22 protein-coding genes are annotated in these 21,134 nt (G+C 68.8%); 10 read left to right on the top strand and 12 right to left on the bottom strand.

All coding sequences use genetic code 11. From position 1 onward, the window contains the following. Window positions 1–75 precede the first annotated feature (75 nt). Complete coding sequence (gyrB, locus tag JOB34_RS11360; protein ID WP_208052868.1) at window positions 76–2,130, bottom strand: DNA topoisomerase (ATP-hydrolyzing) subunit B; 2,055 nt, start codon at window positions 2,128–2,130, stop codon at window positions 76–78. Between the two features lie 354 nt (window positions 2,131–2,484). Further along, window positions 2,485–2,679, bottom strand: coding sequence for a hypothetical protein (locus JOB34_RS11355; protein ID WP_208052810.1), 195 nt, complete (start codon window positions 2,677–2,679; stop codon window positions 2,485–2,487). Window positions 2,680–2,719: 40 nt separating this feature from the next. Between JOB34_RS11355 and JOB34_RS11350 the strand changes: the two genes are divergently transcribed. Then, window positions 2,720–3,043, top strand: coding sequence for a hypothetical protein (locus JOB34_RS11350; protein ID WP_208052809.1), 324 nt, complete (start codon window positions 2,720–2,722; stop codon window positions 3,041–3,043). A gap of 273 nt (window positions 3,044–3,316) precedes the next feature. Here the strand turns inward: JOB34_RS11350 and JOB34_RS11345 are convergent, their stop codons facing one another. The 5 genes from JOB34_RS11345 to dnaA all read right to left on the bottom strand — a co-directional run bounded on the left by JOB34_RS11345 (window position 3,317) and on the right by dnaA (window position 9,574). Then, complete coding sequence (locus JOB34_RS11345; protein ID WP_347813833.1) at window positions 3,317–3,889, bottom strand: DciA family protein; 573 nt, start codon at window positions 3,887–3,889, stop codon at window positions 3,317–3,319. Further along, on the bottom strand, window positions 3,886–5,112 hold the full coding sequence (recF, locus tag JOB34_RS11340; protein WP_208052808.1) for a DNA replication/repair protein RecF: 1,227 nt from the start codon (window positions 5,110–5,112) through the stop codon (window positions 3,886–3,888). The genes JOB34_RS11345 and recF overlap by 4 nt, the downstream gene beginning before the upstream one ends. A 92-nt stretch (window positions 5,113–5,204) precedes the next feature. Further along, window positions 5,205–6,113: a phosphogluconate dehydrogenase (NAD(+)-dependent, decarboxylating) gene (gene gnd, locus JOB34_RS11335; RefSeq protein WP_208052807.1), complete on the bottom strand. Its 909-nt coding sequence runs from the start codon at window positions 6,111–6,113 to the stop codon at window positions 5,205–5,207. Window positions 6,114–6,375: 262 nt separating this feature from the next. Beyond that, the gene (dnaN, locus tag JOB34_RS11330) at window positions 6,376–7,506 is read right to left on the bottom strand and encodes a DNA polymerase III subunit beta (RefSeq protein WP_208052806.1); all 1,131 of its coding nucleotides are present in this window, start codon (window positions 7,504–7,506) and stop codon (window positions 6,376–6,378) included. 631 nt (window positions 7,507–8,137) lie between these two features. Beyond that, entirely contained in the window at window positions 8,138–9,574 is a 1,437-nt protein-coding gene (gene dnaA, locus JOB34_RS11325; RefSeq protein WP_208052805.1) for a chromosomal replication initiator protein DnaA, read from the bottom strand. 520 nt (window positions 9,575–10,094) lie between these two features. On the opposite strand from dnaA, the gene rpmH reads away from it, so the two are divergent. The 8 genes from rpmH (at window position 10,095) to JOB34_RS11285 (ending at window position 15,752) form a co-directional block, all read left to right on the top strand. Next, the gene (gene rpmH / locus JOB34_RS11320) at window positions 10,095–10,232 is read left to right on the top strand and encodes a 50S ribosomal protein L34 (RefSeq protein ID WP_179483390.1); all 138 of its coding nucleotides are present in this window, start codon (window positions 10,095–10,097) and stop codon (window positions 10,230–10,232) included. Between the two features lie 27 nt (window positions 10,233–10,259). After that, window positions 10,260–10,622 carry a ribonuclease P protein component gene (gene rnpA / locus JOB34_RS11315; protein WP_208052804.1) on the top strand — a complete coding sequence of 121 codons (363 nt, stop codon included), beginning with the start codon at window positions 10,260–10,262 and terminating at the stop codon, window positions 10,620–10,622. Then, window positions 10,619–10,885, top strand: a complete 267-nt coding sequence (gene yidD / locus JOB34_RS11310; RefSeq protein ID WP_179483388.1) for a membrane protein insertion efficiency factor YidD — start codon at window positions 10,619–10,621, stop codon at window positions 10,883–10,885. The genes rnpA and yidD overlap by 4 nt, the downstream gene beginning before the upstream one ends. Before the next feature lie 47 nt (window positions 10,886–10,932). After that, window positions 10,933–12,060, top strand: coding sequence for a membrane protein insertase YidC (gene yidC, locus JOB34_RS11305; protein ID WP_208052803.1), 1,128 nt, complete (start codon window positions 10,933–10,935; stop codon window positions 12,058–12,060). Window positions 12,061–12,106: 46 nt separating this feature from the next. Beyond that, window positions 12,107–12,679 (top strand): R3H domain-containing nucleic acid-binding protein, encoded by a 573-nt coding sequence (locus JOB34_RS11300; RefSeq protein WP_208052802.1) that lies wholly within the window; start codon window positions 12,107–12,109, stop codon window positions 12,677–12,679. 14 nt (window positions 12,680–12,693) lie between these two features. Further along, window positions 12,694–13,452 carry a 16S rRNA (guanine(527)-N(7))-methyltransferase RsmG gene (gene rsmG, locus JOB34_RS11295; protein WP_208052801.1) on the top strand — a complete coding sequence of 253 codons (759 nt, stop codon included), beginning with the start codon at window positions 12,694–12,696 and terminating at the stop codon, window positions 13,450–13,452. A gap of 235 nt (window positions 13,453–13,687) precedes the next feature. After that, window positions 13,688–14,686, top strand: a complete 999-nt coding sequence (locus JOB34_RS11290) for an AAA family ATPase (RefSeq protein ID WP_208052866.1) — start codon at window positions 13,688–13,690, stop codon at window positions 14,684–14,686. A gap of 4 nt (window positions 14,687–14,690) precedes the next feature. Continuing rightward, window positions 14,691–15,752, top strand: coding sequence for a ParB/RepB/Spo0J family partition protein (locus JOB34_RS11285; protein WP_208052800.1), 1,062 nt, complete (start codon window positions 14,691–14,693; stop codon window positions 15,750–15,752). Window positions 15,753–15,834: 82 nt separating this feature from the next. On the opposite strand, the gene trxA is transcribed toward JOB34_RS11285, so the two are convergent. After that, a complete protein-coding gene (gene trxA / locus JOB34_RS11280; protein ID WP_179483383.1) occupies window positions 15,835–16,158 on the bottom strand; it encodes a thioredoxin in 324 nt (107 codons plus the stop codon). Between the two features lie 101 nt (window positions 16,159–16,259). Next, complete coding sequence (gene trxB / locus JOB34_RS11275) at window positions 16,260–17,258, bottom strand: thioredoxin-disulfide reductase (protein ID WP_208052799.1); 999 nt, start codon at window positions 17,256–17,258, stop codon at window positions 16,260–16,262. 568 nt (window positions 17,259–17,826) lie between these two features. Here trxB and JOB34_RS17890 point away from each other — a divergent pair. Beyond that, the gene (locus tag JOB34_RS17890) at window positions 17,827–17,958 is read left to right on the top strand and encodes a hypothetical protein (protein ID WP_279538911.1); all 132 of its coding nucleotides are present in this window, start codon (window positions 17,827–17,829) and stop codon (window positions 17,956–17,958) included. Between the two features lie 51 nt (window positions 17,959–18,009). Here the strand turns inward: JOB34_RS17890 and JOB34_RS11270 are convergent, their stop codons facing one another. From JOB34_RS11270 to JOB34_RS11260, 3 genes are all read right to left on the bottom strand, one after another. After that, window positions 18,010–18,765 carry a hypothetical protein gene (locus JOB34_RS11270; protein WP_208052798.1) on the bottom strand — a complete coding sequence of 252 codons (756 nt, stop codon included), beginning with the start codon at window positions 18,763–18,765 and terminating at the stop codon, window positions 18,010–18,012. Window positions 18,766–18,856: 91 nt separating this feature from the next. Continuing rightward, the gene (gene sigM / locus JOB34_RS11265; RefSeq protein ID WP_179483379.1) at window positions 18,857–19,420 is read right to left on the bottom strand and encodes an RNA polymerase sigma factor SigM; all 564 of its coding nucleotides are present in this window, start codon (window positions 19,418–19,420) and stop codon (window positions 18,857–18,859) included. Then, window positions 19,417–21,090, bottom strand: a complete 1,674-nt coding sequence (locus JOB34_RS11260; RefSeq protein ID WP_208052797.1) for a protein kinase family protein — start codon at window positions 21,088–21,090, stop codon at window positions 19,417–19,419. Before JOB34_RS11260 ends, sigM begins: the two co-directional genes overlap by 4 nt. Between the last annotated feature and the right edge of the window lie 44 nt (window positions 21,091–21,134).

The following is a 21,134-nucleotide window of genomic DNA, read 5'->3' as shown; positions in this document are numbered from 1 at the left end:
TGCGATGGGCTGCGCCTGCGAGTGTCCGCGGATTCGTGCATGCGTCTGCGCGATTCCGCGGACACTGGCGAGTGCCTAGATGTCTAAAAAGCGAACGTCTCTGGCATTCCGCTGGATGAACCCGCGACGCGACTCCACGTCCTCGCCCATCAGCACCGCGAAGATCTCGTCGGCGGCGGCAGCGTCGTCGAGCGTGATCTGCAGCAGCGTGCGGTGGTCGGGGTCCATGGTGGTGTCCCACAGCTCGTGGTCGTTCATCTCGCCCAGACCCTTGTAGCGCTGGGTCGGCGCGTCCTTCGGCAGTCGCCACCCCTGGCTCTGACCCTGCGCGATCAGACCGTCGCGCTCCCGGTCGGAGTAGGCGAACTCGTGCTCGTGGTTGCTCCACTTGATCCGGTAGAGCGGCGGCTGCGCGAGGTAGACGAAACCGGCCTCGACCAGCGGCCGCATGAAGCGGAAGAGCAGCGTCAGCAGCAACGTACGGATGTGCATGCCGTCCACGTCGGCATCGGCCATCAGCACGATCTTGTGGTAGCGCGCCTTGGTGATGTCGAAGTCCTCGGCGATGCCGGTGCCGAACGCGGAGATCAGCGCCTGGACTTCGTTGTTCGCGAGCACCTTGTCGATGCGGGCCTTCTCGACGTTCAGGATCTTGCCGCGGATCGGCAGGATGGCCTGGTTGTGCGGGTTGCGGCCCTGGGTGGCCGAGCCGCCCGCCGAGTCGCCCTCGACGATGAAGACCTCACTGATCGTGGGGTCCTTGGACTGGCAGTCCCGCAGCTTGCCGGGCAGACCGCCGGACTCCAGCAGGCCCTTGCGTCGGGTCGCCTCACGCGCCTTGCGGGCCGCCAGCCGCGCCGCGGCCGCCTGCACCGACTTGCGGACGATCATCTTGCCCTCGTTGGGGTGCTGCGCCAGCCAGTGCTGCAGCTCCTCGCGGACCGCGGTCTGCACGAAGCCCTTGACCTCGGAGTTGCCGAGCTTGGTCTTGGTCTGACCCTCGAACTGCGGCTCGCCCAGCTTGACCGACACGACGGCGGTCAGGCCCTCGCGGATGTCGTCGCCGGTGAGGTTGTCGTCCTTCTCCTTCAGCAGCTTCTGTTCGCGCGCGAAGGTGTTGATCAGACTCGTCATCGCCGCGCGGAAGCCCTCTTCGTGGGTGCCGCCCTCGTGGGTGTTGATCGCGTTCGCGTAGGTGTGCACGGACTCGGCGTACGCCGCAGTCCATTGCATCGCCACCTCGACCGACAGCAACCGGTCGGGGTCCTCGTGCTCGAACCAGATGATCTGCTCGTGCACGGGTTCGTTCTTCTTGGAGGAGTTCAGGTAGGCGACGTAGTCGAGCAGCCCGTTGTCGTAGCAGTACTCCACGCGCTCGGGCGCCCCGGTGGGTGCCTCGCTGCCCTCCGCGGCGGCCTCGTCCTTCGCGGCGTCGTCGTCGTCCTGAGCATGCCCGGGGCGCTCGTCGGTCAACGTCAGCGTCAGGCCCTTGTTCAGGAAGGCCATCTGCTGGAAGCGCGCACGCAGCGTGTCGAAGGTGTAGTCGACGGTCTCGAAGATGTCGGCGTTCGCCCAGAAGGTGATCGTGGTGCCGTGGTCGTCCGGGGTGTCGGTGGGGCCGACGTCCTCCAGCGGAGCCAGCGGCACGCCGTTCTCGAACTCCATCACCCAGCGGCGGCCGGCCTGGCGCACCTCGGCGATGAGCCGGGTGGACAGAGCGTTGACGACCGAGGAGCCGACTCCGTGCAGGCCACCGGAGACTTTGTAGCCGCCACCGCCGAACTTCCCGCCGGCGTGTAGTTGGGTCAGCACGACCTGGACGGTGGAGACGCCCTCGGTCGGGTGGATCCCGACGGGGATGCCGCGGCCCTGGTCGATGACCCGCACGCCGCCGTCGGCGAGCAGGGTGACGTCGACCCGGTCGTTGTGCCCGGCCAGTGCCTCGTCGACCGCGTTGTCCACGATCTCGGTGACCAGGTGGTGCAGACCGCGCTCACCGGTCGAGCCGATGTACATGCCGGGTCGCTTGCGCACCGCCTCCAGGCCCTCGAGCACCTGGATCGAGTCCGCGTCGTACGCCGGTTCGTCAGCGACAGGGGGTTTCGCGGGCTTCGGGGTTGCGGGAGGCACCGGGACGGAGTCACCGGTGGTCTCGGGGGTGACGACCGCACCGTCGAGATCGGGTGTCTCGTCGGGTGTCGAGTCGTCGGGGCCGTTCGCGGACGAGGCAGGCTGCGGCACGCTGCTCCTTCGGGTGATGACGCAAGAGTGACCCCGTGTCGATCGGCGCGCCGACGCTCGTATCGGAATGAGCGCTCGTTCGGCGGGACCTTGGGGTCAGGCTCTCAGTCTACCCTCCCGCACCCCCAGGGCATCCTCAGGATCGCCATATGAGCGGCATTCCCGGCCAGAACGGTGCCCTTCACGACCACCGGTACGTGCGGGGGCCCGTAGAGCCGCTGCAGCGCGCATCAGCGACGTCGATCAGTTCCGCATCACGTAGATGTAGGTCTGCGACGTTTTGGGAGCGCTCGGCGGGATGGTGCACTCGATGTACGGGCCGACCATGCAGTCGAGCGTGTAGGTCTGCCCGGTCTTCGCGCTCGTCGCGTCGAAGCTGAAACTGCTGCCCGTGGCGGAGGCCGCCCGGCTGGTCGCCTGGTTCGCGACATCGGCCACGAACGCGCACGTCGTGCCCGAGCCGCGCACCTTGTAACCGGTGTCGGTGCCCTTGCACTTCTCGAAGCCCGGCGGGGGCGCCGTCGCCGGAGCCGGCGTCGACGCCGTGCTGGACGAGGAGCTGCTGCTCGACCCGGACGAGGAGGTGGGCGGCGAGGTCGAGCTGCCGCTCGGCGACGGGGTGCTGGTCACCGTGCGGGTGATCACCGGGGTGACCGCGGTGTTGGGGTGGGTGCGCTGGCCGCGCAGGATCATGAACCCGACGACCGCGATCGCCAGCACCGACGCACTGATCACCACCCAGGGCAGCACCATGCTCGCTCCCCGCGGCGGAGGGGGAGAGCCGACCATCCGACCGTCGTAACTCGGAGCGTCCGCCCGGTCCCACCCACTCTCGACCGGAGGAGGCGCGTCGTACATGGACGCGGACCCGCTCGGGGGTCGAGCGGTGAATCCTGCGGGATCGGTGGGGTGGTCCGTGGCTCGGGCGCGGGATCCTCGATCGGCCGGGAAGAGGTCGTCGAAGGTGTCGTCGCTCGCCGGCGTACGTGGTTCGTGATGGTCTGACACGGTAAAGGAAATCCTGCCGTTGCGTACAGATTGCACCACCACGGTAAGGGCGACCCCGCCGTTTCACTCAACCGTAGGTGTCGCGCGGCCCTCGTCCCGGGGCGCTGCGGCGGCCGTGGGACCACGACGGCGAGCCGGGTCCGGTGACCCGCAACTCGGTCACGACGTCGGTGCCCACCACCTGTTCCATCCTGCCCAGCAGCGTCGAGGCGAGCAGTCGCAGCTGGGTCGCCCAGGCCGTGGAATCGGCACGCACGGTGAGCACGCCATCGGTGTACGCCACGGGCTCGCTGTGCGCCGCCACGTCGTCACCGACGATCTCCCGCCAGCGGCCCATCACGGCGCCGGCCGCGACGTCGAGCTGCCAGCCGCGCTCGGAGAGCAGCTTGTCGAACTGGTTCCCCAGCAGGGACGGGTCCCGCCCGTCGTCGCGGCCGCGGCCCTGACCGATGTCACCAGCGCGCGGCCGACGCTTGGATATCCGCGCTCCGGGGCGAAAACCCCTCTCGGAAGCGCTCATGCGAGCCCGCGCGAGTGCCTCACGGGCCGCAGCGAAGCGGTCGGTGGACGGTACTCCCTCGGCTCCCTCGGCCTCCTCCGCCCGCACGGACGGCAGCCCCTGCTCCTCGTCGCCCCTCACGATGCGGCCCCCGTGGCCGCGGCGCCGGACGGACTTTCGTCAGCGGCCTCGTCGAACTCGATCCCGAGCCCAGCCGACGGGCCGGCTGCGGGCACTGTCACCGCGCCCCGGCGTACGTCGTAGAGCCGGCCCGCGAGCTCCGGTGGTACGTCGTCACGAACGGCGGCCGTGATGAGCACCTGTTCGCAGTCCGAGATCAGGGTCGCCAGCCGAGTGCGCCGACCCACGTCGAGCTCGGCGAAGACGTCGTCCAGCACCAGCACCGGATCGGTCGCGACGTCGGCGCGCAGGAGTTGGTAGCCCGCGAGCCGCAGCGCCAGAGCGAACGACCAGGACTCCCCATGGCTGGCATACCCCTTGGCGGGCAGGTCGCCCAGCGTCAGCTCTAGGTCGTCGCGGTGCGGGCCGACCAGGGTGATGCCACGCTCGATCTCCCGGGACCGCTGCTCGGCGAAGCCGGTGTGCAGCGCGGCGGTGATCTCCTCGACGCCCGGCACCTCACCGTCGGCCGCGGGCGACAACCCGGACAGCGAGGACTGGTAGTCGATCCGGGCCCCCGACACGCTGTCGCTGACCTGGTCGTAGGCCTGCCCCACGTACGGCGCGAGGTCGCGCAACAGCCGCAGCCGCGCATAGGTCAGGTTCGCCCCGGTGGCGGCCAGGTGGGTGTCCCAGACCGGCAGCGAATCGGCCAGAGCCGCATCGTTCCGGGACGTGCGGGCGTTCTTCAGCAACGCGTTGCGTTGCTTGAGGATCTTGTCGTAGTCCGAGCGCGCCGCGGCCCAGCGCGGTTGGCGCGCCACCAGCAGGTCGTCCAGGAAGCGGCGGCGGCCGGCCGGGTCGCCCTTGACCAGCGCCAGATCCTCCGGCGCGAAGAGCACGGTGCGCAGACTGCCGAGGATGTCGCGCGGACGGACGGCAGCCCCTCGACCCAGGCGTGCGCGGTTGGCCCGCCCGGGGTTGATCTCGATCTCGATGCTCTGCTCACGCCCGTCGCGCACCACGATCGCGCGGACGACGGCCTGCTCGTCACCGGCTCGGATCAGGGGGTGGTCGGTCGCGACCCGGTGCGATCCGAGGGTGGCGAGGTAGCCGACGGCCTCGACCAGGTTGGTCTTGCCCTGTCCGTTGCGACCGACCAGCGTCGTGACGCCGGGCTCGAAGTCGAGCTCGAGCTGCTCGTAGGACCGGAATCCGGTCAGAGTCAGCCGTCGCAGGTACACCGTGGGAAGTCTAGGAGCACGGCACCACGACAGGGCGCCGCCCGATCCCCGACCCGCTCACCCGACCCCGAAGAACCTCGTGGGATGACGGCTCAGTGGTCGGTGACGATGCCCTTCTGGCCCTTGAGGGTGACCGGGTGCCCGCCGAACTCGTTGCGCATGGCGGCCACGGCCTGCATCGCGGGGGAGTCGTCCTGGCGGGAGACGAACCGGGCGAAGAGCGAGGCGGAGATGACCGGCATGGGCACGCCGTACTCGACGGCCTCCTGCACGGTCCACCGGCCCTCACCGGAGTCGTTGACGAAACCGGAGATCTTGTCGAAACCGGGGTCCTTGGCAAGGGCGGTCGCCATCAGTTCCTGCAGCCACGACCGCACGACGGTCCCGCGGGTCCAGGCCTTGAACGCGGCGGGCACGTCCTTGACGATCTCCTTGGCCGCGAGCAGTTCGTAGCCCTCGGCGTAGGCCTGCATCATCCCGTACTCGATGCCGTTGTGGACCATCTTCACGTAGTGCCCGGCGCCGACGTCGCCGGCGTGCACCCAGCCCTCGTCGCGTGGGCCCTCGGGGCGCAGCGCGTCGAAGACCGGCATGACGCGCTCCACGTCCTTGTCGCTGCCACCGCACATGAGGCCGTACCCGGCCTCCTTGCCCCACACGCCGCCGGAGACACCGCAGTCGACGAAGGCGATGCCCTTCTTGTCCAACTCCTGGGCGTGCCGCTCGTCGTCGGTGAACTTGCTGTTGCCACCGTCGACGATGAGGTCGCCGGCCTCGAGCAGGTCGGACAGGTCGTCGATCACGGAGTCGGTGACCTTGCCGGCGGGCACCATCACCCACACCACCCGCGGCGCCGAGAGCTTGGAGACCAGGTCCTTGAGGTCCTTGGCGTCACTGATCTTCTGGTCGGTGTCGTACCCGACGACCTCGTGACCTGCGGCACGGATGCGGTCGCGCATGTTGCCGCCCATCTTGCCCAGCCCGATCAAGCCGATCTGCATGTCCAACTCCTTGTTCGCCAGTGGTCAGTTACTCGCAGGATCCGCGAGCCGATCTCGGGCCCGACGCTACTCCCGCTCGGTTGTCAGCGTCCTACCGACGCAGATGCCACTGATCCGCTGACAATCGCGGATTCAGCTGCGCTCGCCCACAACCTGCGCTACGCACGGCCTAGCTCGCTGTTCCTTCGTTCGCGAGCCGCGACCGTACTCCGCTGCGGCCGCGTGCTCGCTGCGCTCGCCCACAACCTGCGCTACGCACGGCCTAGCTCGCGAAGCGCACCGGCATCAGCACGTAGCGGTAGCTCTCGTCAGCGTCGCCGTCCGCCTCGGCCTGCCCCGACAGCACCGCGGGGCGGCTGGGCTGGGTGAAGGACATCCGCGCGTACGACGTGCCGATGGCTCCCAGGCCGTCGAGCAGGAACTGCGGGTTGAAGGCGATCTCCAGCTCCGGGCCCTGCAGGTTGCACTCCACGGCCTCGCTGGCCTGGGCGTCGTCGCCCTGACCGGCCTCGATGCCGACCTGGCCCTCGCTGAAGCGCAGCCGTACGGCGGCGTTGCGCTCGGCCACCAGCGCCACGCGCTTGACGGCTTCGGTCAGCGTGGCGGTGTTGAGCACCGCGACGGTGTCCACACTCGTCGGGAAGATGGCGGTGACCTTCGGGTACTCCCCGTCCAGCAGTCGGCTGGTGCTGCGGCGTCGACCGGCCTCGAACCCCACGAGGCCCTCACCGCCTGCCGCGTGACCGAGGGCGATGCCGACCGTGCCGGACGCGCCGAGGGCGCGAGCGGTGTCCGACAGCGTGCGTGCAGGGATCAGCGCGACGTGCGAGGCGTCCGCGGTGCTGGGGTTCCAGGTCAGCTCGCGCAGGGCGAGCCTGTAGCGGTCGGTGGCCAACAGGCTCAGTTTGTCGCCCTCGATCTCCATCCGGACACCGGTCAGGATCGGCAGGGTGTCGCCGCGGTCGGCCGCGATGGAGACTTGCGCGACCGCCTGGGTGAAGACGTCGCCCTGCACCGAACCGCTGGGCTCCGGCGAGATCGGCAGCGTGGGGTAGTCCGCAGTGGGCATCTGCTGCAGCGCGAACCGGCTGGACCCGCAGGAGACCGTCAGCTTGGAACCGTCGACGGCCAGCGAGACCGGCTTGGCCGGCAGCGACCGGGAGATCTCCGACAGCAGCCGGCCCATCACCAGGGTCTCGCCGGACTCGTCGACCTGAGCGGGGACGGTGACCTTGGCCGAGACCTCGTAGTCGAAGGCGCTCAGCGTGAGCGAGTCCTCGGCGGCTTCCAGCAGCACACCGGCCAGAACCGGTACGGGCGGGCGGGTGGACAGGCCGCGTACGGCCCAGGTGACCGCTTCGGCCAGCACATCGCGTTCGACCTGGAGCTTCACGACACGGACCGTCCTCAGTAGCTGCTCGTTTGGGTGCAGGGATGCGTCGACGGCGCTCGCTTCAGGCAGCGGTCGTCTGGCGCAGACCGACCCTAGTCGGCAGGGACCCGCCCGCCAACCGAAGTGGTCCATCGATGTTGTCCGGTCCGGGTCCCGTGGCTCTTGTCGTTCTCCCCAGCTGTCGGGGCGCAACGGGATCTCCAGAAATCGTTAGTCGTCGTAGTAGCGGTTGTGGATGCTGTGGAGAACGACAGGAAATCGCCGGAACGAGCGGCAACCGGATCGCGGAGGGCTGTGGACCGGTTGGGGGTGGCGGATGTGGATGAACCGGGGGTCCGGTGGACGGTCGGGCTCTGTTCACACGTCGTACACCGACGGGGCCTTGCAGAGAGGGCGTGATCCACCGTTTGGCGTCGTTGTCCCCAGGGAATTGTGGACGGAGCGGTGCGAGGCGGAGGTGACGTGGCGTGTTGCGCGGAACGGCGCCACCCACAGACTTATCCACAGGGTGGGGACAACGGGGTGGGCAACATCGACGCCGGACCGCACTTCAGGTGATGTAGGTCACATCTGAGGGGTCGAGAAACATAGTTATCCCCAGAAAACGGTGGACAACCGTGTGGACGGAGCGTCAGGTGGCGCGGCGGATCTGAAGGGTCAGTTCACTGATCTGGTCGTACAGGTGACGCCGGTCACCCATCTGCTGACGGATCTTACGGTCCGCGTGCATCACCGTGGTGTGATCGCGCCCACCGAATTGTTGACCAATTTTCGGCAGCGACAGGTCGGTCAGTTCACGGCACAGATACATGGCGATCTGCCGGGCGTTCACCAGGGTGCGACTGCGGGACGAGCCACACAGATCGTCGACGGTGAGGTCGAAGTACGCCGCCGTCTTGGCCATGATCGTGGAGACCCCGATCTGGCCGGGGTTGGCGCTCGGCATCAGGTCCTTCAGGACGTGCGTCGCCAGCTCCATGGTGATCTCCTGGGCCGACACCGACGCGTACGCCGTGACGCGGATCAGCGCGCCCTCGAGCTCGCGGATGTTGCTCGGCACCCTGCTGGCGATCAGGCTCAGCACCTCGTCGGGGATCCCCATCTTGTCCGCGATGGCCTTCTTGCGAAGGATCGCGATACGCGTCTCGAGGTCCGGCGGCTTCACATCGGTGGTGAGGCCCCACTCGAACCGGGACCGCATCCGATCCTCCAGCCCGCTCAGCAGCTTCGGCGGCTGGTCACTGGTGAGCACGATCTGCTTCTCGCCGTTGTGCAGCGAGTTGAAGGTGTGGAAGAACTCCTCCTGGGTGCTCTCCTTGCCCTGCAGGAACTGCACGTCGTCGATGAGCAGCACATCGACGTCGTCGCGGTAGCGCTTCTGGAAGCGGCTGGCGTTGTCGTCGCGGATGGAGTTGATGAAGTCGTTGGTGAACTCCTCGGAGTTCACGTAGAGCACCCGCATCTGCGGGTAGTAGCTGCGCACGTAGTGACCCACCGCGTGCAGCAGGTGGGTCTTGCCCAGTCCGGAGTCGCCGTAGATGAACAGCGGGTTGTACGAGCGCGCCGGCGTCTCGGCGACCGCCTGGGCCGCGGCGCAGGCGAACCTGTTACCGGCACCGATGACGAAGGTGTCGAAGGTGTATTTCGGGTTCAGTCGCGGGTCGTTGGTCGCCGCACCGCCGCGGGCGCTGGTCGAGACCGGACCACGGGCCGGCGGCGCCGGCGGCTGCTCCACCGGCGCGGGCTTGCCCACGATGTCGATCGGGAAGAGTTCGCCGGCCTCGGCGCTCTGGTCGGGCGGCTGCAGGGACTCATCGACGGTCACCGCCAGCGTCACGGTCTGGGACAACTGCTCGCTGAGCGCCGCGGACACCGAGTCGATCAGGTCCGACTCGACGATGCGTTTGGTGTGTTCGAAGGGCACCGCGAGTACGGCGGTCTCACCGACGACGCCGATCAGGCGTGCCAGGCGCAGGTAGCCCCGGTCGCGCTGGGCGATGCCGGAATCCTCCAGCATCATCAGGGTGGAGTGCCAGACGAAGGCGAGATCGTGGTCCGATTCGCTCACGGTCGTCGTACTCCTCGCTGCCTGGTCAGCTCATGATGGTCACCGTCGAACGGGTGCCCAGTAGGTCGCTGTCGAATGTCTGCGAGGAGCGTACCGACCGTCATCCACAGGGTTCTCCACAGGCTGTGAATAATTTCCCCCATTCGAAGCAAACCTGACCGTAACAACCAGGACCCCCCACGGCAACCTCGCGGTGGTTTCTGTTCAGCAGCGTGCGGCGTGTCGGCTGGAACGGCGGCTCTGGAACCGGTTTGCTGGGTCATTTGCGGGCGGCGGTGGTGGAGATACCGTGCGCGAGCGTGCCGAGTTTGACCACTGTCCCCGGCCGCCCGTAGAGTTTTGGTCGTCTCGTGCCCTGTGAGCATGGACGGTGAGTCGAGAACCGGCAGGTGCGTCTTCGCGTACGTCGCCCGGGGTCGGCGCTCCGCGGTGGCCGCAGTCGACACTGGAGACCACCTGACCAGGCACCATCTCGAACCATCTGGGTCACCACGACCCAGGCATCCGACCGGAGTGACACGTGAGCAAGCGCACCTTCCAGCCGAACACCCGTCGACGGGCCAAAACCCACGGCTTCCGCCTGCGGATGCGGACGCGCGCCGGCCGCTCCATCATCGCCTCGCGCCGCCGCAAGGGCCGCGAGCGCCTCTCCGCCTGAGTCCGATCACATCGAACCCCGCATCCCGTGCTGCCGGCAGCGCACCGCCTGCGCCGCCCGGCGCAGTTCCGGGCCGTGCTCCGTGGTCGCGGAGCGGGGCGCAGCGGGGGTGACCTGCTGGTGGTCCACGCAGCACACGTCTCCCGCCCCGCGGACGGCTCGGTCGTCCCGAGGGTGGGTTTCGTCGTTTCCAAGGCCGTCGGCAATGCTGTGGTCCGCACCCGCACCAAGCGGGTCCTGCGGCACGTCGTCGCGGCGGAGCTCGGCGCCGTCCCCGCTGACGTGGATCTCGTCGTACGCGCCAACCCGCCGCTCGCTGGTGCGCCCACCCCTCGTGTGCGCGAGGATCTGCGGCGCCAGCTGCATCAGGCGTTGTCGCGGCTGCGATGAGCACCCTCAACCGCTGGCTGGCCGCGCCACTCGTCCTGCTGGTGCGGCTCTACCAGCGGTGGATCTCCCCACTCTTCCCGCCGTCATGCCGGTTCACGCCGTCCTGCTCGGCGTACGCGGTCACCGCCCTCACCCGGTTCGGGCCCTTCAAGGGCAGTTGGCTGACCGCACGCCGGCTGCTGCGGTGCCATCCGTGGAACCCCGGCGGAGTCGACCACGTTCCACCGGCGAAGGTGTCCGGCGACGTGCACCACGCGGCGTGACCGCCCCCTCATCCTGATCAGCTCACCCGAGAAGCACCGAGGACACCATGATTGACACCCTGCTCTTCCCGCTCGAGTGGTTCGTCGCCCTCGTGATGGTGGGCTTCCACAACGGTCTGAGCAAGATCGGCATGAACCCCACTTCCGGGTGGACATGGGCGTTCTCGGTGGTCGGCCTGGTCATCGTCCTGCGGGTCCTGCTGATCCCGCTCTTTGTCAAGCAGATCAAGACCTCTCGCCGGATGCAGCTCATCCAGCCGGAGATCCAGGCGATCCAGAAGAAGTACAAGGGCAAGAAGGACGCCGAGTCCCGTCAGAAGATGACGGAAGAGACGATGGAGCTCTACAAGCGGACGGGTACCAACCCGTTCAGCTCCTGTATGCCGATCCTGCTTCAGGCACCATTCTTCTTCGCCCTCTTCCGGGTGCTCAACAACCTGGGCAAGATCGGCGACGGGCGCCACAAGTCGATCGGTCTGATGACCCACGCCGCGGCGCGTCAGGCGGAGCAGTCGACCCTCTTCGGCGCGAAGCTGTCGGACACCTTCCTGGGCAGCCACTCGTTGGCCGCGAAGGTCCTCACGATGGGCCTCATCGTGCTGATGTCGGCCACGATGTTCATCACCCAGCGTCAGCTGATGCAGAAGAACATGCCGGCTGCGGCCTTGGACAACCCGATGGCCAAGCAGCAGAAAATCATCATGTACGTGATGCCGCTGTTCTTCTTCGTCACCGGCCCGAACTTCCCCATCGGTGTCCTGATCTACTGGCTGACCACCAACCTGTGGACCATGGGACAGCAGTTCTACGTGATCCGGCGGATGCCCGCACCCGGCTCCGCGGCCGAGAAGGCCTTGGAAGAACGTCGTCGCGCCAAGGGCAAGCCGATGCTCGGTGCGGCCGTGAGTCTGGACAAGGCGGCCGCAGTCGCCGCCGCGGAAGTGCCCGCCGAGGGCGAGGATGCCGCTAAATCCAAGGTGAGTGGGCAGCGGGTGCAGCCGAAGAAGGGCAAGCGTCACCCGACCCCCTCCACCGGGCAGCCCACCGACATCTCCTCGAACGGCACGTCCGGCGGATCCACGACCGCGGTGTCGACGTCCGGGGACACCAAGATCACTACGACCACTGCGAAGAACGTCGCGCCTCCGCGCGCCAAGACCAAGCGCAAACGGTGATGCCGACCGTTCGCACCCACCGGCAGACACAGAATCTGGAGCTCTCATGACGCAGGACACCGATCAGTCCGAGCAGGTCGACCAACGAGTGGACACAGAGGGGGCGGAGGAGGTTGCGTCGCAGGCTGCGCAGTCGCCCGCCGACCGCTCCTCGGGGCTGGACCGCGAGGGTGAGATCGCGGCCGACTTCCTCGAGACGTTGCTCGACATCGCCGACCTCGACGGTGACATCGATGTGGACGTCGACGGGGACCGCGCCGCCGTGGCGATCGTGGACTCCGAAGAGGGCCGCGTTCCGCGCCGCCTCGTCGGGCAGGACGGCAAGGTCCTCGAGGCTCTGCAGGAGCTGACCCGGTTGGCCGTGCAGGCTGAGACCGGTGAGCGCAGCCGCCTGATGCTGGATGTCGCCGGCCACCGCGCCGCGCGCCGGGAGGAGCTGACGCGGATCGCCACCGATGCAGCGGCGGCAGCGAAGGAGACCGGTGAGCGGCAGTCATTGGAGCCGATGAGCGCTTTCGAGCGCAAGGTCGTGCACGACGCCGTGCTCGCGGCCGGGCTGGGCTCGGAGTCCGAGGGCGTCGAGCCCCGGCGGTACGTCGTCGTCCTGCCGCAGCGGTAGTTCCTCGGTTTCACGTGGAACACGACGACTCCACGACCCTGCCCGAACCGCCCCCCGCAGCCGCCACCGTCTTCGGTGATCGACTGGGTCGGGCGCTGGCATACGCCGAACTGCTGGCGACCACGGGTGTCGATCACGGTCTGATCGGCCCCCGCGAGGTGCCCCGCCTGTGGGAACGTCATCTGCTTAACTGCGCCGTCGTGGCAGATCTGATCCCGCCGGATGCTCAGGTCGCCGACGTCGGGTCCGGCGCCGGCCTGCCCGGTCTTGTCTTGGCGATCGTCCGTCCGGACCTGCGGGTAACGCTGGTCGAGCCGTTGCAGCGACGGGTGACCTGGCTGGACACCGCCGTCGAGCAACTACGCCTGGGCAACGTGCAGGTACGGCGCGCACGTGCGCAGAACGCCACCGATCTCGCCGTCGACGTCGTCTGTTCGCGTGCGGTCGCCCGGTTGTCCCAACTCGTCGGGTGGAGCCTGCCTCTGCTGCGCGACGGGGGCACCATGCTCGCCCTCAAGGGAGCGTCCGCGACCGATGAGTTGCAGGACGCCGAGCGGGTGTTGAGACAGGCCGGGGTCGTCTCACACGAGGTCGTAGAGTGCGGGGTCGGTCTGGTCGAACCACCGACCACCGTGGTCCGCATCCTGGCCGGCCGTCGACGGACTCCGCAGTCCGCGCAGGAGACGAAGGCAGACTCCGTTGACCCGGCAGCGAAGAAGCCGAAGAAGTCCGAGCGGTCCGCAAGAGCACGCAGCGCGAAGTCCAAGGGCTGACGTCAGCCCAGCCACCACCAGCATCACGAGGAGCGACCCGGTGACATCCCGAGGCCCCGGACATCCCGCCGACGCAGGAAACCCGCATGCCGCAGAGACGCCCACCGGCTGGCCCGGTCGCAATCGCGAACTACAGCATGACCTGCTGGAGGTATCTGCCGACCGCCGCGCTCCCACGGGGTGGATCGCTGGCGAGGACAGGGTGCGATTCTCCCCGGCCGAGACGGCCGAGGGCATGGATGTCGACCCCGTTTCACGTGAAACGGAGATCGTGACGGACGGCGCAGCGCCTGTTTCACGTGAAACACCGGCCCCGGCGCCGGAGCCCGCGCCGTTCTCCCCACCGGCCGGGCTAACCGATACTCCGATCGCTGCGGCAATAGCAGATGCTACGAGGCGACGAGCTGCGATGCAGACCGTCGAGGTGCGTCGCCCCGCGAAACCACGCGTCCTGACCGTGGCGAATCAGAAGGGGGGCGTCGGCAAGACCACCACGACCGTGAACATCGCCGCGGCGCTGGCACAGTCCGGGCTGCGGGTGCTGGTCATCGACATCGATCCGCAGGGCAACGCCTCGACGGCCCTGGGAGTGGACCATCACACCGAGGTGCCCAGTATCTACGACTCCGTGGTCGACGACCTGCCGCTGCAGGAGGTCATCCACCCGTGCCCCGACATCACCAATCTGTGGTGTGTGCCGGCCACCATCGACCTGGCGGGCGCGGAGATCGAACTGGTCACGATGGTTTCACGTGAAACACGACTCAAACGTGCGTTGGAGACATATTTCGAGCAGACCGACCCGGACGAGGCCTTCGATTACATCCTCATCGACTGCCCGCCCAGCCTCGGGTTGCTCACGGTCAACGCGTTCGTCGCGGCCGGCGAGGTGTTCATTCCGATCCAGTCCGAGTACTACGCCCTCGAGGGCCTGTCGCAGCTGCTGCACAACATCGAACTGATCAAGGCGCACCTGAACCCGGGCCTGCAGGTCAGCACCATCCTGCTCACCATGTACGACGCGCGCACCCGCCTGTCGGCACAGGTCGCCGACGAGGTGCGCGAGCACTTCCCGGATCAGGTGCTCAAGGCCTGCATCCCCCGCTCGGTCCGCATCTCGGAGGCGCCGAGTCATGGTCAGACGGTGATGACCTACGAGCCGTCGTCGTCCGGCGCCCTGTCCTACCTGGAAGCTGCCAAGGAGTTGGCTGGTCGGGCCGCCGGGTACCGTTGACCCCATGACCGACAAGCGACGCGGGCTCGGCCGCGGACTCGGCGCACTGATCCCTCCGGCACCCGTCGGTGAGCCCCAGCAGCGCCCCTCGGATGTGTTCTTCCCGTCCGCTCGGCAGGAGGTGGCACGGCGGGCCGCCGCCGGAGGTTTCACGGGAAACATCGCCGTTGCAGATCCGCCGGCCGCTCAACGGGACACGGAATTCTCCGAGCTACGGCCCGTGCCCGGCGCGCGGTTCGCCCAGTTGGACGTGTCGGACGTCGCACCGAACGCTCGCCAGCCGCGACAGATCTTCGACGACGACGACCTGGCCGAGCTGACCCACAGCATCGCCGAGATCGGGGTGCTGCAGCCCATCGTGGTGCGCGAGGTGCCCAGAGCCCCCGGCGCGGATGCGGCGGACGGGGCGCCGGCTCACACCTACGAGCTGATCATGGGCGAACGCCGGCTGCGCGCCAGCAGGGCCGCCGGCAGGACGACCATCCCGGCGATCGTGCGCAGCACGGCCGATGATGACATGTTGCGTGACGCGCTCCTGGAGAACCTGCACCGCGCGCAGTTGAACCCTCTCGAGGAGGCAGCGGCCTACCAGCAGCTGCTCGACGACTTCTCCTGCACACACGACGAACTCGCTACCCGGATCGGCCGGTCGCGCCCGCAGATCTCCAACACCATCCGCCTCCTGCGCCTGCCGCCTCTCGTCGCGCGCCGTGTGGCGGCCGGTGTGCTGAGTGCGGGGCATGCCCGTGCGCTGCTTGCATTGCCGGATGCGGCTGCGATGGAACGCCTCGCTCAGCGGATCGTGGCGGAAGGGCTGTCGGTGCGCTCCACGGAGGAGATCATCGCGGTCGGTCAGGAGCCGGAGAAGGTCACCCGCGCGACGCCGACGATGGGTGCCCACCACCCCGCGTTGGATCAGATCGCTGCCACGCTGTCCGATCGCCTGGACACCCGCGTGGGGATCAGCCTGGGCAAGCGCAAGGGCAGGATGACCGTGGAGTTCGCGAGTGTGCAGGACCTGCAACGGATCATCGACACGCTCGGTATCCAACTCGCCGACGACTGATTCTCCGCGGACGCCCGCGACAACGAGAACGGCCGCCCCACCAACTGGTGGGGCGGCCGTTTCACGTGAAACGTGATGGATCTCAGCCGAGGTAGGGCTCGAGTTCGCGCAGCAGCTTCGGCTTCGGCAGGGCGCCGACCAGCGACTTCACGACCTCGCCATTGACGTAGACGTTCAGCGTCGGGATGCCGGTGATGCCGTACTTGGCGGCGATCTGCGGGTTCTCGTCGGTGTTGAGCTTGACCACGTCGATCTTGTCGGCGTTGGCGGCGGCCACCTCTTCGAGGATCGGTGCGACGGCCTTGCACGGTCCGCACCAGGGAGCCCAGAAGTCGACGAGGACGGGCTTGGAGTTCTGCAGGACATCGGCCTCGAACGAGGCGTCGTTGGTTTCCTTGGTGCTCATGCGGTCAGCCTTTCAGATGGGTGTGACAGGTGGTCGGCGGTGCAGGTCGGGCTGGTCTGCCCGACCTGCACTCGAACGAATTACGTTGCAGGGCAACGGAATCAGTCAGCGGTGACGAGTTCGGTGGCGTCCTGGCGCTGCGCGACATCGTGCTCGGGCGACTGCTCGAGGTCGGCCAGGAAGCGCTCGGCGTCCAGGCTCGCCGCGCACCCGGATCCGGCGGCGGTGATGGCCTGGCGGTAGGTGTGGTCGACCAGGTCGCCACACGCGAAGACACCCTCGACGTTCGTGCTGGTCGAACCCGGCGCCACCGTGACGTAGCCCTCGGCGTCGGTCTCGACCGTGCCGAGGATCAACTCGTTGCGCGGCAGGTGCCCGATCGCGACGAAGACCCCCGTGGCCTCCAGCTCGCGCTCGGTGCCGTCCACGGTGTCGCGCAGCGTGATCGAGGAGACCTTGCTGTCGCCGTGGATCGCGGCGACCTCGCTGTTCCAGGCGAACCGGATCTTGGGGTTGGCGTGCGCCCGGTCGGCCATGATCCGCGAGGCCCGCAGTGCATCGCGGCGGTGCACCAGGGTGACCGTGCGGGCGAAGCGGGTCAGGAAGGTCGCCTCCTCGATCGCCGAATCACCGCCGCCGACGACCACGATGTCCTGCTCGCGGAAGAACGCGCCGTCGCAGGTCGCGCACCAGGAGACGCCCCGGCCGGACAAGCGCTGTTCGTCGGGCAGTCCGAGCTCGCGGTACGCCGATCCCATGGCGAGGATGACCGCGTGCGCCCGGTGCGTGTTGCCCTCACCGTCGGTGACGGACTTCACCGGTCCGCTCAGGTCCATGGACAGCACGTCGTCGCGGATCAGTTCCGCACCGAAGCGCTCGGCCTGGGCGCGCATGTGCTCCATCAGGTCCGGGCCCATGACGCCTTCGGGGAAGCCCGGGAAGTTCTCCACCTCGGTGGTGTTCATCAGCGCGCCGCCTGCCGTGACCGATCCCTCGAACACCAAGGGTGCGAGGTTGGCGCGGGCGGCGTAGATCGCGGCTGTGTATCCGGCGGGTCCGGAGCCGACGATGATGAGGTTGCGGACGGTGTCAGCAGTCACGGGAGGACCTGCTCCTAACGCATGCGGAGGCGCCCGGGAACGGGCGTCATGGAGTGGAACAGATCCTAGATGAGCCTTGTTCCCGCGACCGTGGCGTTCACTCGGCGACCTTCGCGGGTCCCGCGTCCGGGCTTGTGTCGCTCATCGCGCGGGCGCAGTCGGCCGATCGCGTCGTCGATCTCGCAGCGGTAGAGCCGCTCCGCGTCCAGGCCCATCTGCGCGTACGTACCCCTCGATCTCCAGGCTGACGATGCCGTGCGCGCGCGACCGGAGCTGTACGGCCAGTGCGAGCAGGGCGGGGTCGGAGGCAGCCTCGCCCCAGGGGTCGTCGCCTGCGCGGTCGGTCGCCTATGCCGTGAGCTCGCGCCCGAGCGTGGCGTCGACGCGCGGTAGACGTGCGTCGGGCTCGCGCAGATCGGCGATTGCCCGCAGCAGAGCGGTCATCGAGCGGTCGGGGCCGGCACGATGCGGTCCGGGTCGAGACCGCCCGAGCCGGACGTGCTGCGCGACGATTGGGCCTCCCTCGCCTTGTCGCCGTCGTCTGCGTGACCCTGGGCGTCTTCAGACGGTGGCCGCCGTCGCCACCGCGGGCTGGGCGCCGCTCGGACTCGCCCAGCGCCTGTCCATCTACCCGTTCCTGCTCTACCGAGTGCTCCTCGGCGGGTGGCTGCTGCGGACCCCTGCCCGTCCACCCCCCTGATCCACGTCCTGAGAGATCTCTTCACCCACGAAAGAGATCACCATGTGCTCCTCAGGTGGCGACCGTGGCGGGTCCGGCCAGGGGCTTGGACCCGCTGGTGCAGCTGCGGCTCACCACCCATGCGGTGCTCTTGCCCGACTTGGTGAGTACGACGACGACGGCCGGCGTCCCGTTGTAACGCGCCAGGTCGACGGTGATGTGGTCCGGGTCGGCGGCCAGCGCCGACCCCAGCGACCCCAGGCAGGCCACGACGCCCTGGGAGGTGGCCATCGCGCCGTACTCCTGCGCCACCTGCGGCGGCACCGAGGTCGTGCTGGGGCTCGCCAGCAACGACGCAGCCTGGGTCGGCAGCGCGGCGCTGGTGTAGTTCTGACCCGTCTCCCCCAGGGAGACGCGGCCGGCCAGTGATGCCGCGGGCGATGGTGCTTGGGCCACCGGAGCACTCTGGTGGTGCAGCCCGGCGTACCCGACGGCTCCACCGCCCACGATCACCGCGGCCGCCGCGGCGACGCCGAGGGCACGCCAGCCGCGACCTCGCCGGCGGCGGGCGTCCAGTTCGACGACGTCGGCGTGACTGCGCGGCGCGGGCTGCTCAGCGGGTGCGGCGGTGACCGGACTGCCGAGGCGCGCGGTCGGTGCATCGGAGGCGGCTCGTGCCCGCTGCTCCTGCGCGAGGGCAGCCTCGATCCGGAACGTCAGGTCGTCCGGCATCCGTCCCGGCCCCGGCACGGCCGCCAGCAGATCGCGAATCCTCTGATCCTCGCCCTCGTCGGTCGGTTCGATGCCGGAGGAAGGTGGGTCGGTCATTCGATTCCTCCACTCCTGGTCACCGGTACGACGGCGTCCGGCTCCGATCGGTTCCCGTTACCGGCGAAGTTTCTCGCGGCGCGCTGCCCGGTCATCGGGCGGCCCCGTATCCGTCGCCCTGCCGGTCGCGCAGCAGCTCGGCCAGCGCCGCCCGACCACGGGCACACCGCGATTTGACCGTGCCCTCGGCGACCTCCAGCACCTGTGCCGTCTCGGCGACCGACAGACCCTGCATGTCCACCAGGGTCAGCGCCAGCCGCTGGGCCTCCGGGATCTCGCCCAACGCCTGCTGTACGTCGATGCGGACCTCGGCGCTGGCGTGCCGGTCGTGGCGATCCGCGAGGTCGTACTCGGGCAGCTCGGCGGTCGGTCTGATGCGCCGCATCCGGTCCAGGCATGCGTTGACGACGATCCGGTGCAGCCAGGTGGTCACCTGGGAGTCCCCGCGGAAGGACTCCGCACGACGGAACGCCGAGATGAAGCCATCCTGGACGGCGTCCGCGGCGATCTCGGGGTCACGCGTCGTACGCACCGCGACCGCCCACATCCGGTCCTTGTGCCGGCGGAACAACTCACCGAACGCGTCGGGGTCGCCCTGGATGTGCGCCCGCAGGAGCTGGGCGTCCGTGGCGGGCACCGCCTCGAGATGGCTCACGAGAAGACCTTCACCTCGGCGATCTGGTCGCGGTAGAGCCCGCCCGAATACTGGCTGAGGTGGGTGATCCACACGATGACGTACCGCCCCGTTCGCGGGGTGCCACGCACGGTCTGCTCGCCCGAGCCGTTGGTCAGTGTGCCGATAGGGGTGCCCCCGACGATGGTCTTCTTGTTGGTGACGAAGACCTCGATGGTCGTGGGGTTGCCGATCACGTTGATGGAGACGCTGCCGACCTGCTTGCTCGTGCCGAGGTCGAGCAACAGGCCGACGCCGTTCTTGGTGCTTCCGAACGTGTCGGTCCGGTAGATGTGCGTGACCCACATGGTGTTGTTGTCGCCGTCGATGGCGCGCCGGGCCAGCTCGTTGTGCTCGTCGCCGTTGCCGTCCGGGTCGTAGCTGGTGATCGAGATGGGCTTGATCGGCGTACCGGACGCCACGGTGGAGGTCGTGGTCGAACTCGGCGCGGAGGAGGTGGTGCTGGTCGGGGACTTCGTCGACGTCGCACCGCTCGCGCCGCTGGATCCGATGCCCTTCAGTCCGTACACCGCGACGACGAGGGTGAGGATCAGCAGGACCGCGACGATGCCCAGCGCCAGGCCGCTGGAGCGGCGGTCGGGCTCGTCGTAGCCGGAGGGCAGGCCGGGTGCCGGCGGTTCCAGGTCGACGAGGCTCGGATCGCGGACCGACATGTCCGCGGGGACTGCGCCCAAGGCGTGCTGCCGGGTCTCGTCGGGATCCCTGCGGCGGGTCGGACGGTCGGCATCGTCGAAGTAGCGCGTGGCCGCGCCGCGGTGAGGGGCGGGGGCCGCGGCAAGTTCCTCCTCGTCGGCGAGCGCCACGTCGCGTCCACCGACGCCGTGCACCCGTTCGGCGGACCACGGCGAGAGCAGCCGGGCCAACTCGCCGGGAGTGCGCGGACCCCCGTCCTCGACCAGCACCTCGAGACAGAGGGAGTCCAGGTCGGACGGCACCCTGGTGACCAGCGTGGAGGGGGCCGGAACGGGGACCGGACGGTCGCTCGACCCTTCGTCGGACCCGGATGCGGATCCACCGCTGCTGCCGGTCGCGCTCGGCAGCCCGGGCACCGCCGCGGCGCCCGGCCATCGACCGGTGAGCGCGGCGTACAGGATGCGCACCAGGTCCTCGGTGTCGGTGCGCGAGGCCACCGACGGCGGGACGTCGTCCAGGCCCGCGAGCGCGCCGTCGGTCGCGACGCCCAGCACCGTGATGGAGCCGTCGCGGGAGCGGACGATGTCGTGCGGGGTGAGCATCAGGTGGTGCAGACCACGGGCGGCCGCGGTGTGCAGCCCGGTGGCGGCCTCACCGACGATGCGGCGGGCCTCCTCGGCGGGCAGGGTCTGGAATCGCAGCAGGTCCACCAGGGACTCCGCGTCGTGCACCCGCTCCGTCACGACGTACGACGTGCCGTCCTCGGTGCCGACGTCCAGGATGCGCAGCAGGTGCAGGTCATCGACGCCGGCCGCGCGGCGGGCGCTGTCCAGCGCTGCCTCGGCGTGCGGGTCGTCGGCAGGGAACGTGATCGCCGTGACGTCGCGCGCCAGAGTGCGGTCGACGGCGTGCCACTGGCAGCGGGCGCCGGAGACGGCGACGCTGGAGGTCAGCTCGTACCGTCCGGCGAGCGCGTCCCCCTCGCTCGAGTGCTGCACGCGTGCTCCTGCTCTGTGGGCGATCGCGGCCGAGCCGCGAGTTC

The organism is Allobranchiibius sp. GilTou38 (assembly GCF_017565325.1).
GTDB lineage: Bacteria > Actinomycetota > Actinomycetes > Actinomycetales > Dermatophilaceae > Allobranchiibius > Allobranchiibius huperziae.
This window is presented reverse-complemented; position numbering and strand designations above follow the sequence as displayed.